Origin of the sequence: Streptomyces sp. SYP-A7185, from assembly GCF_046103685.1 — a bacterium.
Lineage (GTDB): Bacteria > Actinomycetota > Actinomycetes > Streptomycetales > Streptomycetaceae > Streptomyces.
Map to the genome: position 1 here is coordinate 3,160,993 of NZ_CP122310.1, position 14,651 is coordinate 3,175,643.

11 protein-coding genes are annotated in these 14,651 nt (G+C 73.2%); 6 read left to right on the forward strand and 5 right to left on the reverse strand.

From position 1 onward, the window contains the following. Positions 1-88: 88 nt before the first annotated feature. Positions 89-1,714, reverse strand: a complete 1,626-nt coding sequence (locus QBL25_RS13920) for a SpoIIE family protein phosphatase (RefSeq protein WP_409057356.1) — start codon at positions 1,712-1,714, stop codon at positions 89-91. A 302-nt stretch (positions 1,715-2,016) separates the two neighbouring features. On the opposite strand from QBL25_RS13920, the gene QBL25_RS13925 reads away from it, so the two are divergent. The 3 genes from QBL25_RS13925 (at position 2,017) to QBL25_RS13935 (ending at position 5,698) form a co-directional block, all read left to right on the forward strand. Beyond that, a complete protein-coding gene (locus QBL25_RS13925) occupies positions 2,017-3,666 on the forward strand; it encodes a glycoside hydrolase family 13 protein (RefSeq protein WP_409062637.1) in 1,650 nt (549 codons plus the stop codon). A 25-nt stretch (positions 3,667-3,691) separates the two neighbouring features. Then, a complete protein-coding gene (locus QBL25_RS13930; RefSeq protein WP_409057357.1) occupies positions 3,692-4,726 on the forward strand; it encodes a LacI family DNA-binding transcriptional regulator in 1,035 nt (344 codons plus the stop codon). A 75-nt stretch (positions 4,727-4,801) separates the two neighbouring features. Further along, entirely contained in the window at positions 4,802-5,698 is an 897-nt protein-coding gene (locus tag QBL25_RS13935) for a phosphatase PAP2 family protein (RefSeq protein ID WP_409057358.1), read from the forward strand. A gap of 33 nt (positions 5,699-5,731) precedes the next feature. Here QBL25_RS13935 and QBL25_RS13940 read toward each other — a convergent pair whose 3' ends face one another. Next, a complete protein-coding gene (locus QBL25_RS13940; protein ID WP_409057359.1) occupies positions 5,732-7,312 on the reverse strand; it encodes an amidohydrolase in 1,581 nt (526 codons plus the stop codon). A 47-nt stretch (positions 7,313-7,359) separates the two neighbouring features. Then, positions 7,360-8,829 carry an APC family permease gene (locus QBL25_RS13945; RefSeq protein WP_409057360.1) on the reverse strand — a complete coding sequence of 490 codons (1,470 nt, stop codon included), beginning with the start codon at positions 8,827-8,829 and terminating at the stop codon, positions 7,360-7,362. Between the two features lie 224 nt (positions 8,830-9,053). On the opposite strand from QBL25_RS13945, the gene QBL25_RS13950 reads away from it, so the two are divergent. Next, positions 9,054-9,656 carry a TetR/AcrR family transcriptional regulator gene (locus tag QBL25_RS13950; protein ID WP_409057361.1) on the forward strand — a complete coding sequence of 201 codons (603 nt, stop codon included), beginning with the start codon at positions 9,054-9,056 and terminating at the stop codon, positions 9,654-9,656. A gap of 24 nt (positions 9,657-9,680) precedes the next feature. On the opposite strand, the gene QBL25_RS13955 is transcribed toward QBL25_RS13950, so the two are convergent. Then, positions 9,681-12,683, reverse strand: a complete 3,003-nt coding sequence (locus QBL25_RS13955; RefSeq protein ID WP_409057362.1) for a bifunctional [glutamine synthetase] adenylyltransferase/[glutamine synthetase]-adenylyl-L-tyrosine phosphorylase — start codon at positions 12,681-12,683, stop codon at positions 9,681-9,683. A gap of 118 nt (positions 12,684-12,801) precedes the next feature. On the opposite strand from QBL25_RS13955, the gene QBL25_RS13960 reads away from it, so the two are divergent. Beyond that, positions 12,802-13,314, forward strand: a complete 513-nt coding sequence (locus QBL25_RS13960; protein ID WP_409057363.1) for a pyridoxamine 5'-phosphate oxidase family protein — start codon at positions 12,802-12,804, stop codon at positions 13,312-13,314. Positions 13,315-13,512: 198 nt separating this feature from the next. Beyond that, a complete protein-coding gene (locus QBL25_RS13965; protein ID WP_409057364.1) occupies positions 13,513-13,950 on the forward strand; it encodes a VOC family protein in 438 nt (145 codons plus the stop codon). A 199-nt stretch (positions 13,951-14,149) separates the two neighbouring features. Here the strand turns inward: QBL25_RS13965 and QBL25_RS13970 are convergent, their stop codons facing one another. Beyond that, entirely contained in the window at positions 14,150-14,542 is a 393-nt protein-coding gene (locus QBL25_RS13970) for a hypothetical protein (protein ID WP_409057365.1), read from the reverse strand. Positions 14,543-14,651 lie beyond the last annotated feature (109 nt).

Sequence of the window (14,651 nt, forward strand, 5' to 3'; positions counted from 1 at the left end):
CGGGTAGGCGTGTGGGTACAGGTGTCTGCGACGGTTTTGTGCGACGGTTTTTGGCGGTGTGCCGCGCGGGAGTCGTGCGCGCGCGGGGTCAGTTCGTCCGGCGGAGCGCGAGGAGCGCGATGTCGTCCTCGCGTTCGTGCCCGAAGCAGGCGAGGAGCGTGTCGCACAGCTCGGCGACCCCGCGCGGCGCGCCCGCCGCCGCGATCCGCAGCTGCTCCATCGACACCGCGAGGTCCATGCCCCGCGTCTCGATGAGCCCGTCCGTGACCATCAGCAGCCGCTCGGTCCGCTCCAGGGTCATCTCGCTCGGCCGCGGCCGTTCGAGCCCCAGACCGAGGAGCGGTCCGCACACGTCGACGTACGAGGCCGTGCCCTCGTCGCGGACCACGAGCGGCGGGATGTGGCCCGCGTTCGCGATGCGGGTGAGGCCGGTGGCCGGATCGACCAGGCTCAGGCACATCGTGGCCGTCACGCCCGGGTGGTAGTGCTGGAGCATCCGGTCCAGGCGCCGGGCGAGCGTGCCGGGGTCGGGGTCCTCCACGCAGTACGCGCGCAGCGCGTGCCGGATCTCGACCATCACGGTGGCCGCGTCCAGGGAGTGCCCGACGACGTCGCCGATGCCGGTCAGGACCCCGCCGGGCGTCGGGAGCGCGGCGTAGAAGTCCCCGCCGATCTCCGTCTGGCGCGAGGCGGGTTCATAGCGGACGACGACATCGGTGCCGGGCAGCTCCGGCAGCTTCGAGGGCAGGAAGCTGCGTTGCAGGGTCAGCGCGACGTGGCGCTCCTCCTCGTACATCACCAGGGGTTCGGCGGCCAGCGCGGTGGCGTGGGCGAGCCGCTCGACCAGGTGCCCCGTCTCGTCCGGGGCGCCCTCCCGGTACGCGGGCGTGGCGAGGCACACGAGCGTGCGCCCCTCGCGGAGGCGGGCCAGGACGAGGTCGGCCTCCTCCGGCGTCCCGTCGCCCCACGTGCCCGCTCCCCCCACCGAGCGGAAGAACCCGGCGGGCCAGAGCGGGGCGGGCACAACCGTGTGGCGCACGCCCGTACGCCCCGCCATGACACGCCGCATCAGCCGGGCCACGGCCTCATGGGCACCGGGGTCCGGCAGCGGAGCGGCGGCTCTGCGCCGGGAGAGCCCCCGGTGGATCTCGCCGTCCCCGCCGAGCACGAACACCGTGGCGGGGCACTCGGTCAGGCGTTCCGTGCCGGTGGCCGCCGCTTCCGCCAGCTCGCCGAGGCAGCGCGCGGTCTGCACGGCCAGGATCGTCCCGGCGAGCAGCGTGAGCCGCCCGGCCCGCAGCTGGGCGTCGCTGCGGGTGCGGGCGCCCCGCGCCGCGGCCCGGACGACCGCCTGGATCTCCTCGGGCTCGGCGGGCACCGTCAGATAGGACTCGCCGCCCGCGTCCAGGCCGCGGCACCGGTCGGCGGGCGGCCTGGCCGCCGCCGAGAAGTGGACGACGGGCAGGGCGGCGATGGGCGGCAGCTGCTTGATGCGGCGGCAGAGTTCGTAGCCGCTCATGTCGGGCAGGCCGACGTCGACCAGCGCCACGTCCGGCAGGTCACCCGCGCGCATCCGCACGTCGAGTTCGATGAGGGCCTCGCTCGCGCTCGCGGCGAGCAGGACCCGGTGGCCGTCCCTGCGCAGGACGGCGCTCAGCGCGTACCTGCTGGCCGGCACGTCGTCGACCACCAGGACCGTGCTGGCTGTGCTCACTGCCTTGCCCTTGACGCTCACGCGGGCAGCCCCTCGGCGCGGAACGGGGCAGGCCGACTCGTGCCTGCCCCCTCAAGTTAGCGCGCCGCAGGGGTCCTCGGGAGCAGACGGCGCCACTGAAACCCGGATCGGTGGTGGTCACCGAACCCGCCGCACCGTGCGGTCGCCTGCCCGTAGAATTTCCGGCTTCGTTCTCCCGGGGGAAGGGGAACACCACTGGTGAGGGGGACACCGTCGTGACCTTCGCCTTCCGCGGGGCGTTCAACGGAGTGCCGCCCGCCCCCGTACTCCTGAGGGACTTCATGACCCAGCACGTCACCTCCGCCCTGCCCGCAGACGCACCGGACGACGGCTCCGCGCCCCGCGAGTGGTGGCGCGACGCCGTCATCTACCAGGTGTATCCCCGCAGCTTCGCCGACGGCAACGGCGACGGCATGGGCGATCTGCCGGGCGCCACGGCCCGCCTGCCCCACCTGCGGCGGCTCGGCGTGGACGCCGTCTGGCTCTCGCCCTTCTACGCGTCGCCGCAGGCCGACGCCGGGTACGACGTGGCCGACTACCGCGCGGTGGACCCCGTGTTCGGCTCCCTGCCGGACGCCGACGACCTCGTACGGGAGGCGCACGCGCTCGGGCTGCGGGTGATCGTCGACGTGGTGCCCAACCACTGCTCGGACCAGCACGAGTGGTTCAAGCGGGCGCTGCGCGAGGGCAGCGGTTCACCGGCGCGCGAACGCTTCCACTTCCGGGCCGGGAAGGGCGAGGACGGTCAACTGCCGCCCAACGACTGGGAGTCCGTGTTCGGCGGGCCCGCCTGGACGCGGGTGGCGGACGGTGCGTGGTACCTCCACCTCTTCGCGCCCGAGCAGCCGGACTTCAACTGGGAGCACCCGGCGGTGCACGACGAGTTCCGCTCGATCCTGCGCTACTGGCTCGACCTCGGCGTCGACGGCTTCCGCATCGACGTGGCGCACGGCCTGGTCAAGGCGGCGGGCCTGCCCGACATCGGCCACGAGGAGCAGGTGAAGCTGCTCGGCAAGCAGGCCGTCCCCTACTTCGACCAGGACGGGGTGCACGAGATCTACCGCGACTGGCGGCGGATCCTCGACGAGTACGAGGGCGAACGGATCGCCGTCGCCGAGGCCTGGACGCCCACGGTCGAGCGCAGCGCGCGGTACCTGCGCGCGGGCGAGCTGCACCAGGCCTTCAACTTCGAGTACCTGACCACGGGTTGGGACGCGGCGGCGCTGCGTGCCGTCGTCGACCGCTCCCTCGACGCGATGAACGCCGTCGGGGCGCCCGCCACCTGGGTGCTCTCCAATCACGACGTCGTGCGCCACACCACCCGCTTCGCCGACGGCGACGCGGCCCGCGGTCTGCGCCGGGCGAAGGCGGCCACGCTGCTGATGCTGGCGCTGCCCGGCTCGGCCTACGTCTACCAGGGCGAGGAGCTCGGCCTGCCCGAGGTGACCGAACTGCCGGACGAGGTGCGCCAGGACCCGGCGTTCTTCCGCAGCACGGGGCAGGACGGCACGCGGGACGGCTGCCGGGTGCCGCTGCCGTGGTCCGGGGAGCGGGCGCCGTTCGGCTTCGGGCCGGTCGAGGGCGGCCCCAGCTGGCTGCCGCAGCCCGCGGCCTGGAAGGACCTCTCGGTCGAGGCCCAGGAGGGCGACCCCGCATCGACCCTGGAGTTCTACCGCGCCGCGCTCGCGGCGCGCCGTGCGCACCCGGCGCTGGGGGCGGGCCGCGACGTGGAGTGGCTCGACGCCCCCGAGGGCGTGCTGTCCTTCCGCCGTACGGCGCCGGGCGGTTCGGTGGTCTGCACGGTGAACCTCACCGCCGCTCCGGTGACGCTTCCCGTGCCCGGCACCCTGCTCCTGGCGAGCGCCGAGGTGACGTCGGACGGCGGGGCGGCGACCGTGCCCGCGGATTCAACGGTCTGGTGGGCAGCCTGAGATGTGACCGGTACAGTCCAATCCTGTGACCGCGCGACTGGCCGACATCGCAGCGCAGGCGGGGGTCAGCGAGGCGACGGTCAGCCGGGTGCTCAACGGCAAGCCGGGCGTCGCCGGGGCCACCCGTCAGTCCGTGCTTGCCGCGCTCGACGTGCTCGGGTACGAGCGTCCGGTGCGGCTGCGGCGGCGCAGCGCGGGCCTGGTCGGGCTGATCACCCCGGAGCTGGAGAACCCGATATTCCCGGCGCTCGCCCAGGTCATCGGGCAGGCCCTGACCCGGCAGGGGTACACACCGGTCCTCGCCACGCAGACGCCGGGCGGCTCCACCGAGGACGAGCTGACGGAGATGCTCGTGGACCGCGGGGTCTGCGGCATCATCTTCGTCTCGGGCCTGCACGCGGACACCTCCGCCGACATGCAGCGCTACGAGCAGCTGCGCGCGCAGGGTGTGCCGTTCGTCCTGGTGGACGGGTTCTCCCCCAAGGTGCAGGCACCCTTCATCTCGCCGGACGACCGCGCGGCGATGCGCCTCGCGGTCACCCACCTCGTCTCCCTGGGGCACACCCGGATCGGACTGGCCCTCGGCCCCAAGCGGTTCGTGCCGGTCCAGCGGAAGATCGAGGGCTTCGTACGCACGGTGCGGGACCAGCTGGCGCTGACCCCCGAGGAGATCGAGTCGGAGCTGGTCCAGCACTCGCTGTACACGCTGGAGGGCGGGCAGGCCGCGGCGTCCGCGCTGCTCGACCGGGGCTGCACGGCCGTCGTGTGCGCGAGCGACATGATGGCCCTGGGGGCGATACGGACGGCACGGCAGCGCGGCTTCGAGGTCCCCGACGACGTCTCGGTGGTCGGGTTCGACGATTCTCCCCTGATCGCTTTCACCGATCCGCCCCTGACGACGGTGCGCAAGCCCGTACCGTCCATGGGGCAGGCGGCGGTGCGTACACTCCTGGAGGAGATCGGTGGTACGCCCGCCCCGCACAGTGAATTCGTGTTCATGCCGGAACTGGTCGTTCGAGGTTCAACCGCTTCGTCCCCTCGGGGACGCACTCGTCCGTAGGGCGTAGAGAATGCGGCCTGAACCAGACCTTGGGATGATCGGTCGGAGGGTCGGTATCTGGCAGACTCTGTGCCTATGGGTGAGATGACTGTGACGACACTGGAAGGCCAGCAGCGGCCCACCACATCACCCATCGCGGGCGAGCCGGAAGACCGCAATGGGCGCTCCTTCGTGCGCCGTCTGCGCACGCCCCGGCGCCCCCGGCTCTGGTTCGAGATCCTGCTCATCGCGGTCAGTTACTGGACGTACTCCCTGGTCCGCAACGCGGTGCCGGAGCAGAAGGCCCAGGCCCTGCGCAACGCCGACTGGATCTGGCGGGCGGAGCAGCACCTCGGGATCGCCGTGGAGCAGAGCGTCAACCACGCCGTGGACTCGGTGACATGGCTCATCGTCGGCATGAACTACTACTACGCGACGCTGCACTTCGTGGTGACGCTCGGTGTCCTCGTCTGGCTGTTCCGCAGCCACCCCGGCCGGTACGCGGCCATCCGCACGGTCCTCTTCGCGACGACGGCGGTGGCCCTCCTCGGCTACTACCTCTACCCCCTCGCGCCGCCGCGCCTGATGAACGGCCACGACTTCATCGACACGGTCCTGGTCCACCAGACCTGGGGCTCCATGGCCTCCGGCGACCTCAAGCACATGTCGAACCAGTACGCGGCCATGCCGTCGATGCACATCGGCTGGTCCCTGTGGTGCGGCCTGACGATCTTCGCCCTGGCCTCGGTGCCGTGGGTGAAGGTGCTCGGCCTGCTCTACCCCACGGCGACCCTGATCGTGATCGTGGCCACCGCCAACCACTTCTGGCTGGACGCGGTGGGCGGCCTGCTCTGCCTCGCGTTCGGCGTCGCGGTGGCCTGGGCGTGGTACGGGACGCTGCCGCACCGGCTGCCGCGTGAGGTGGCGCCGGCGCAAGAGCGGACTCCGCTGGTCTCGGCGGCGGCCAGGATCAAGGCCCGGTTCAAGGCCTGAGCAGCGCCCCGCCCTCCCCTGTCCCCCGGGCTGTCACGGGGCGCGGTGGGTGATCTGGCCCCCGGACACGGTCAGGCGGATCGGAGCCTGCGCCACCTCGTCGGCGGGCGCCTCCACGGGGTCGAGTCCGAAGGCCGTCAGATCCGCCCGGTATCCGGGGGCGATCCGCCCCGCGAGGTCCGCTTCCCCGGCCGCGACCGCCGCGTGCGCGGTGCACCCCTCCAGGGCCATGAGTCCGGTCAGGCCGGCCGCCGCCGATGCCGCCCCGCGGGGGGCCCGCGCGGTGGCCAGGACCTCGCGGGCGTCGTGGTGCGCGATGGGCCAGTCCGAGCCGAGGGCCACCACGGCCCCCGCGTCCCGCAGATCCCGCATGCGCCAGGCCCGCGCCGCCCGCTCGTCCCCCAGCCGCCTGGACCACTCGTCGGTGTGGTCGGCGCGGGTGTACGCCGTGTGCGGCGGCTGCATGGAGGCGATGACGCCGAGCTCCGCGAAGCGCGGGACCGTGCCGTCCGGGACGGTCTCGATGTGCTCGATCCGGTGGGCGAGGCGGCCCGTGGGGCCCAGGGACGCCACGGTGTCCAGCACGTGCCGTACGGCGGCGTCCCCGATGGCGTGGGTCGCCGTCCGCACCCCGGCCGCGTGCAGCTGCCGCACGGCGTCCGCGTAGGCCCGCGGGTCCGGCCAGAAGGCGTCGGTGCCCTGGCCGTGGCAGTCCGCGTGCTCCAGCCAGGCGGTGCCGCCCTCGACGGTGCCGTCCATGAAGAACTTGGCGCCGCCGACGCGCCAGTGCCTGCCCGCGCGCGACTGGAGGGCGATGAGCTCGGCCATGCCCTCCTTGTCGACGCCCGGCATGCACCAAGGGGCGAGCCGCAGGCGGAGGGGAAGGTGCGTCTCGCTCTCGACCCCGGCGAGCAGTCCGGGTACGTCGTCGCCGCCGAGGTCCATGACGTGGGCGCCGGTGAGGCCGGTGGCCGCCATCGCGGAGAGCAGCGCGACCAGGCGGGTGCGGCGCTCGGCGCGGGAGGGGCGGGGCAGGACGGGGGTGAGGAGGTCCATGGCGGCGTGCTCGATGAGATGGCCGGTGGGCAGCCCTTCGTCGTCGCAGACGACGGTGGCGCGCTGGGCGAAGGTACGGGGCCCTGCCACGCCCGCCGCACGGAGGGCGGCGCCGCTGGCCAGGGCGGAGTGCCCGTCGTAGAGGCGGAGGAAGGCGGGGGCTCCGTCGAGTACGTCCTCGATGAGCGCGCGGTGGACGGGCCGGCCGCCGAAGGCGTTGTGGTCGAGCCCCCAGGCGACGACCCACCCCTCGACGCGGGTTGCCGTGCGCAGCGCGGCCCGGAGCTGGTCGAGGTCGGCCACGGCGGAGAGGTCGAGCCCGGTGGCCATCTCCAGGCCCCAGACGGGGTGGCTGTGGGAGTCGACGAGGCCGGGGGTGAGGGTGGCTCCGGCGAGGTGCACGGTCTCGGTGCGGGGGCCCTCCCAGTCGCGTACGTCCGCCTCGTCGCCGACCGCCGCGATGTGTCCGTCGCGGACGGCGAGGGCGGTGGCGCGGGGATGGCCGGGGTCCAGGGTGCGGATGTGGGCGCCGGTGAGGACGAGGTCGGCGGTGGGCACGGGTGACTCCGTTCGGGGTGGGGTGATGACGGTGGTCGAGGGGCGGGTCAGTTCGGTTCGTCCGGCTCCGCGGCGAAGCCCTCGTACACCTTCGGGCGGCGGTGGCGCAGCCGGAGCGCGAGGCCGAGCCCCACGACGAACACGGCGGGGGCGACGCCCACCAGGACGGTGTTGACGAAGGGGCTCGCGCCCGTGAAGAGGTCGATGTGCGTGGCGACGAGGACCAGCGCCACGCTCAGCAGCACCGTGGCCGCCACCGGCGCGACCACCGTCCGCAGCACACCCTCCTGGTGGCGTATGCGACGGAAGTAGCAGGGGACCGCGATCGCGGCGAGCAGCTGGAGCGCCAGCAGGCCGATCATCCCCGGGGTGTTGACCCACAGCAGCAGCTGCGCGTAGGGGTCCGCGCCCGCCGCCGCGAAGGCGACGACCACCACCGCCCCGAGGACGGTCTGCGCCGCCCCCGCCAGGTACGGCGACCGGTGCCGCCCGTGCACCCGCCCGAGGGCCTTCGGCAGCACCCCCTCCTCCGCGAGGGCGAGCCCGTACCGGTTGATCGCGTTGTGGAAGGCCAGCAGGGACGCCAGGACGCTCGTCACGATCAGGACGTGCATCAGGTCGGCGGCCCAGCCGCCCACATAGGTGGTGATGGCCGAGAAGAAGAGACCCGCCGGGTCCGCTCCGGCGGCCTTCACCACCTCCTCGTCGCCGAAGGCCTGGATCACCGTCCAGACGACGAAGGCGTAGAAGAGCCCGAGGAACGCCACCGCGATGTAGGTCGCGCGCGGCACCGTCCGGTCCGGGTCCCGCGCCTCGCGCCGGTAGATGACGGTCGACTCGAAGCCGGTGAAGGCCGCGAAGGCAAAGGCGAGGACGGCTGCCGTGCCGGGGACGAGGACGTGCGCCGGGGCGAAGCCGTCCAGGCTCAGCCCGCCGGCGCCGCCTTGTCTGAGGAGCACACCGCCCGCGAGGAGCACCAGGATGCCGGTCTCGGCGACGAGGAGCACGCCGAGCAGTTTCGCGCCGAAGTCGATCGAGCGGTATCCGGCGTACCAGATGAGGAGGAGCCCGGCGAGGGACACCGGGAGCCAGGGGACGTCCGCGCCGAACAGGGCGTGGGCGGTGTCCTGCGTGGCGGTGCCGAGCAGCCCGTAGACGCCTATCTCCATGCCGTTGTAGCCGAGCATGGCGAGCAGGGCGGCGGCGATCCCTGCGGGGCGGCCGAGGCCGCGGGTGATGTACGCGTAGAAGGCGCCGCCGCTGCGGACGTGCCGGCTCATGGCGGTGAACCCGACGGCGAACACGGCGAGGGTGATTCCGGCGAGCAGGTAGCCGACGGGGGCGCCGATGCCGCCCAGCGAGACGGCGATGGGGGCGACGCCCGCCATGACGGTGAGCGGGGCGGCGGCGGAGACGACGAAGAAGGCGATGTCGGCGGTGCCGAGCGATCCGGCGCGGAGCGTGGGCCGGGCGGCTTCGCCCACGGCGGGCGCGGGCTCGGGGGAGGTGACGGACATGTGCGGGCAAGCCCTTCTGCGGCGGGCGGGGGCAGGGGGTCCGGGGCCGGGGCGGTGGGGAGTAGGCCGCCGGGCCCGCAAAACCTAAAGGCTTTCGGTTTCGGCAATGTAGCCTCTCGTCAGGCTTTCGGGAAGACCTCGCCGGGGACCCGACCGGAGCCTTCGCCGCAGGCGACTCCACGCGGGCGGGAAGCCCGCGCGTACCGGATCGGGGACCAGGAACCATGGGACGGCCGCGCACCCCGCTGCTCGACAGGGACCGCATCACGACGACCGCGCTCGCCCTCGTCGACGAGAAGGGCGACTTCAGCGTCCCGCAGATCGCCAAGCGCCTCGGCGCCCAGACCGGGTCGGTCTACCACCACGTGGACGGCCGCGACGGCATCGTGGAGCTGCTGCGCGAGCGGGTGAGCGAGGCGATCGACACCAGCACCCTGACCCCGGGGCGCCCCTGGGACGCGTCCCTGTCCGCCTGGGCCCGCTCCTACCGGGCCGCCTTCGCGGCCCACCCCCGGGTCATCCCGCTCCTCATGACCTCACCGGTGCGCGCGCCGCGGGTCCTTGAGCAGTACGAGTGCGCGGTGACGCTCCTGATGGACGCCGGGTTCGCCCTCGCCGACGTGATGCCGGTCATCATCGCCCTGGAGAACCTGGTGCTCGGCTCGGCGCTCGACCTGGCGGCGCCCGAAGCCATGTGGGAGCTGCCGGACGAGACGTCGACGCCCGCGCTGGCCCGGGCCCTGGACGCGGCGCCCCGGGGGCGGGCTGACCGCGCCTTCGAGCTGGCGCTCGCGGGGTTCCTGGCGCACGCGCGGTCCTTGCTGTAGCCGCCGCGGGACGCGCCCGGGGCCCTACGCCCCGTAGAAGCGCTCCTCCATCACGGCCCGCGCCCTGCGCGTGGTCCGCCGGTAGTCGTCGAGCATGTCCCCCACGTGGCCGGGGTCGTAGCCCAAGTACCGCCCCACGGCGGCGAGTTCACGGCCGTCGGAGGGGAACGTGTCGCCCGCCCGGCCGCGCACCAGCATCACCGCGTTGCGCACCCGTGCGGCAAGGACCCACGCCTCGTCCAGGATCGCCGCGTCCTCGGTGGGGATCAGCTCGGCCGCGCGGGCCGCGGCGAGTGCCTGCCGGGTGCGGGTCGTGCGCAGGCCCGGTTCGACCCAGCCGTGGGTCAACTGCATGAGCTGGACGGTCCATTCGACGTCCGAGAGTCCGCCGCGGCCCAGCTTGGTGTGCAGGGTGGGGTCGGCGCCGCGCGGCATGCGCTCGGCCTCCATGCGGGCCTTCAGGCGGCGGATCTCGCGGACGGCGTCGTCACCGAGGCCCTCGGCCGGGTAGCGCAGCGGATCGACGAGTTCGATGAAGGCGGCGCCCAACTCGGCGTCGCCCGCCACCGGTTCGGCCCTCAGGAGCGCCTGGGACTCCCAGACCAGGGACCAGCGGCGGTAGTAGGCCTCGTACGAGGCGAGGGTGCGCACCAGGGGGCCGCTCTTGCCCTCCGGGCGCAGATCCGCGTCGATGAGCAACGGCGGGTCGGAGCTGGGGAGCTGGAGGAGCCTGCGCATCTCGGAGACCACCTGGGAGGCCGCCTTCGCCGCCTCGTGGTCGCTGACGCCCTCGCGCGGCTCGTGGACGAACAGGACGTCGGCGTCCGAGCCGTACCCCAGTTCGTGGCCGCCGAAGCGGCCCATGCCGATCACCGCGAACCGCACCGGCAGCGTGTCGCCCCAGCCCTCGCGGACCACCGCGCGCAGCGTTCCCGCGATCGTGGCCGCCGTGAGGTCGGAGACCGCGTCGCCCACCCGGTCGAGGAGGACGCCGGGATCGGCCTCCGCGGGGCTCTCCTCGGTGCCGTACGAGCCGATGATGTCCGCCGCCGTGGTGCGGAACAGCTCGCGGCGGCGGACGCCGCGCGCCGCCGTCACCGCCTGCTCGGCGCCGTCCGCGCGGCCCACCGCGGCCAGGACCTCCTGCTCCAGGTGGGCGTGGTCGCGCGGTTCGAGGCCGCGCCGGTCGCCGAGCAGGGCCACCGCTTCGGGGGCGCGCAGGAGGAGGTCGGGGGCGAGGCGCCCGGCGGACAGGACGCGGGCCAGGTTCTCGGCCGCCGCGCCCTCGTCGCGCAGGAGCCGCAGGTACCAGGGGGTCTTGCCGAGGGCGTCGGAGACCTTGCGGAAGTTCAGGAGACCGGCGTCCGGGTCCGCGGAGTCCGCGAACCAGCCGAGGAGCACGGGCAGCAGGGTGCGCTGGATCGCCGCCTTGCGGGTGACGCCCGAGGCCAGGGCCTCCAGGTGGCGCAGGGCCGCCGCCGGGTCGTGGTAGCCGAGGGCCACCAGGCGTTCGCGGGCCGCCTCCGTGCTCAACCGGGTCTCCACGGGAGCGAGTTGGGCCACGGCGTCCAGGAGCGGGCGGTAGAAGAGCTTCTCGTGCAGGCGGCGCACGACCGAGGTGTGCCGCTTCCACGCGCGGTTCAGCTCGGTGATCGGCTCCGTGCGCATGCCCAGGGAGCGGCCGATGCGCCGCAGGTCGGCGTCGTCCTCGGGGATCAGGTGGGTGCGCCGCAGCTTGAAGAGCTGGATGCGGTGCTCCAGGGAGCGCAGGAAGCGGTAGGCGTCGTCGAGCTGGACGGCGTCCACGCGGCCCACGTAGCCGCCGGCCGCGAGCGCCTCCAGGGCCACCAGGGTCGATCCGCTGCGGATCGAGGTGTCACCGCGGCCGTGCACCAACTGGAGGAGCTGTACGGCGAATTCGACGTCCCGCAGCCCGCCGGGCCCCAGCTTCAGCTCGCGGTCGACCTCGCCCGCCGGGATGTTCTCCACCACCCGGCGGCGCATCTTCTGCACGTCGGGCACGAAGTTGTCGCGCTCGGCGGCGTGCCAGACCAGGGGCGCGAGGGTGGTGACGTACTCCTCCCCCAGGGCGAGGTCCCCGGCCACCGGGCGGGCCTTGAGCAGCGCCTGGAACTCCCAGGTCTTGGCCCAGCGCTGGTAGTAGGCGAGGTGGCTGCTGAGAGTGCGCACCAGGGGGCCGTTGCGCCCTTCGGGGCGGAGGTTGGCGTCGACCGGCCAGATGGTGCCCTCGACCGTGGTCTCCGAGCAGATCCGCATCATGTGCGAGGCGAGCCGGGTGGCGGCCTGGAGCGCCTTGCCCTCGTCGGCGGCGTCGACGCCGTCCGCGGGCTCGCCGACGAAGATGACGTCGACGTCCGACACGTAGTTCAGCTCGTGGCCACCGCACTTGCCCATCGCGATGACGGCGAGCCTGCACTGCGCCGCGTCGTCGGGGGCGGCCTGCTCGGCCATGGCGAGCGCGGCGCGCAGCGTCGCCGTCGCCAGGTCCGCGAGCTCGGCGGCCGCCTCGGGCAGGTCCGTCGTGCCGCAGACGTCACGGGCCGCTATGGCCAGCAGGCAGCGGCGGTAGGAGACGCGCAGCGAGACCGGATCGGTGGCGTCGGCGAGACCACGCTCGAACTCCTCGACACCGGGGTGCAGGTCGGCCAGTTCGTACGTGACCAGGGCCTGCCAGTCGCTGGGGTGCCTGGCCAGGTGGTCGGCGAGCGCCTCGGAGGCGCCGAGCACGCCGAGCAGCCGGTCCCGCAGCGGCTTGGCGCTGACCAGGGTGTCGAGCAGCTCCTGGCGGCTGGTGTCGTCGGGCTGCCCCTCGACCAGGCGGACCAGGCCCAGGAGCGCGAGGTCCGGGTCGGCGGCGGCGCCGAGGGCGTCCAGGAGCACCGGGTCCGTGCGGACCGCGGACAGCTCGGGGGCGCCGAGGAGCCGCTCGGCCGTGGACGGATCGGTGAAACCATGCCGCAGCAGCCGCGTGAACGTACTGCTTCTGCGCCCTTGCGGCACCGTCATCCCCGCGCCTCCGTTCGATCATCCCTGGCCCGAGCCTACGGCCTCACCGATGAGTTCTGCCCGCGCGCGGAGTCCGTACTTGGTCGAGAGCGTCGGTGCCGATGTCAGGAGGCGGATCATGCCGAGCAGGGAACCCCGCACGGAATTGGATGCCCGGTACAGCAGTCCGGGGGCGACGGCGGTCCCGTGGCCCGAAGCCGCACGGCAGCTGAAGGCGGCCGACCTCTTCTGGATCTCGACCGTACGTCCCGACGGGCGCCCTCACGTGACCCCGCTCCCCGCGGTCTGGCTGGAGGGGGCGCTGCACTTCTGCACGGGCCCCGAGGAGCGCAAGGCCCGCAACCTGGCGGCCAACCCCGAGACCGTGCTGACCACGGGCATCGCGCTCTGGGACAAGGGCTACGACCTGGTCGTCGAGGGCGCGGCGGTCCGCGTCACCGACGAGGACAGGCTGCGGCGCCTGGCGGCGGCGTGGGAGGAGAAGTACGGCAGCTTCTGGCACTACGAGGTGCGGGACGGCTGCTTCCACCACGGACCGGGCCATGCGTACGTCTTCGAGGTGGCGCCCCGCACCGCGTTCGGCTTCGGCAAGGGCGAACCGTTCAGCCAGACGCGCTGGCGCTTCGGGTGAGGGCTTGCGTGGGGACTGGGGACTGGGGACTGGGGTGAGGGCTTGCGTGGGGGCCGGGGACTCGGGACTTGGGTGAGGGCTTGCGTGGCGACAGGTTCCGGAGCCGCCGACAGGAGGTTGTGGGTCCACTTTCGGGAGGGGTGACAAGGAGCGTGGCGGAGCGCTGACAGGGCCCCCGCATCCTGGTGTACTCGGCCCATGGACTACACACTCGAGGTGATCCCGCTCCCCGTCAGTGACGTCGACCGGGCCAAGGAGTTCTACCGCGACAAGCTCGGCTTCCACGTGGACATCGACCAGGAGGTCATGCCCGGCATGCGCATCGTCCAGCTGACCCCGCCCGGGTCCGGCTGTTCGATCGCCCTCGCCGACACCCTCTGGGACACGATGGACGGCCCCACCCCGGCCCCCGGTTCCTACCAGGGCCTCCAGCTGTGCGTGGCCGACGCGAAGGCGGCGCACGCCGAGCTGACCGCCCGCGGCCTGGAGATCTCGGAGCCGGTGGCCCACGCACCGCAGGACGGCGGCACGTTCATGTACTTCAAGGACCCGGACGGCAATGGCTGGGCCATTCAGGAGTACCGCGTGCGCGCCACGACACCGCTGCACCAGGTACTGGCCGGCGGCACGCACTAAGAGCAAAAAGAAAAGCGGAGAGGGGAAGCAGAGAGGGACCCGAAGAAGGGCCCGGAGAAGGAACCCGGAGAAGGTCCCGGAGAAGGAAGCCGGAGGGAAATTAGCCCCGGAATCCCCCTGAAACCCACCGCGCCCCTCGACCGCGCGGAGAACGTACGCGGTCGAGGGGCGCGCAGGCCAAGGAAACCGAAAGCCGGTGTCAGACGATGCGCTCCGGAGCGTCGAACTGGTCGACCGGGGCCGTGTCGCAGGCCGCCACGGGACCGCCGAGGACGTTGCCGCCCACGCCCTGGGCCGCGGGGACGGCGCAGCGCAGGTCGACGTTGACGAACGGGGCGCCGTAGCTGTTGGCGATGCCGCCCGGGTCGCCGGCGATGGCGACGTCGCCGTTGTCGGTGGCGAACTCGGAGGTGCCGGTGCCGCTCGTGGTCTCACCGTAGGCGGCACGCGCCGCCTGGTTCGTCTCGTGCGCGCTGGTCGAGCCCTCGGCCTGCGGACCGCCCTCGGTGGCCGAAGCGACACCAGCGGTGCCGACGGTCGCCGCGGCGGCGGCGGACGCGAGGGCCGCGCCGGCCAGAACCTTCCGGATCATTTCCTACTCCCGTGTGCTTGAGGTGGTGAAGACCTGCTGGAGGCCATTTCGCCAGCAGAAGCACCGGGAGAGAAGAAGCGTCACGCCGCATTCATCCGCGCAGACCATT

Excerpts from the sequence above, each read along its gene's own strand:
- QBL25_RS13925 (WP_409062637.1), top strand. The coding sequence starts at position 2,017 with ATGACCCAGCACGTCACCTCCGCCCTGCCCGCAGACGCACCGGACGAC.
- QBL25_RS13935 (WP_409057358.1), top strand. The coding sequence starts at position 4,802 with ATGGGTGAGATGACTGTGACGACACTGGAAGGCCAGCAGCGGCCCACC.
- QBL25_RS13945 (WP_409057360.1), bottom strand. The coding sequence starts at position 8,829 with ATGTCCGTCACCTCCCCCGAGCCCGCGCCCGCCGTGGGCGAAGCCGCC.
- QBL25_RS13950 (WP_409057361.1), top strand. The coding sequence starts at position 9,054 with ATGGGACGGCCGCGCACCCCGCTGCTCGACAGGGACCGCATCACGACG.
- QBL25_RS13955 (WP_409057362.1), bottom strand. The coding sequence starts at position 12,683 with ATGACGGTGCCGCAAGGGCGCAGAAGCAGTACGTTCACGCGGCTGCTG.
- QBL25_RS13960 (WP_409057363.1), top strand. The coding sequence starts at position 12,802 with ATGCCGAGCAGGGAACCCCGCACGGAATTGGATGCCCGGTACAGCAGT.
- QBL25_RS13965 (WP_409057364.1), top strand. The coding sequence starts at position 13,513 with ATGGACTACACACTCGAGGTGATCCCGCTCCCCGTCAGTGACGTCGAC.
- QBL25_RS13970 (WP_409057365.1), bottom strand. The coding sequence starts at position 14,542 with ATGATCCGGAAGGTTCTGGCCGGCGCGGCCCTCGCGTCCGCCGCCGCC.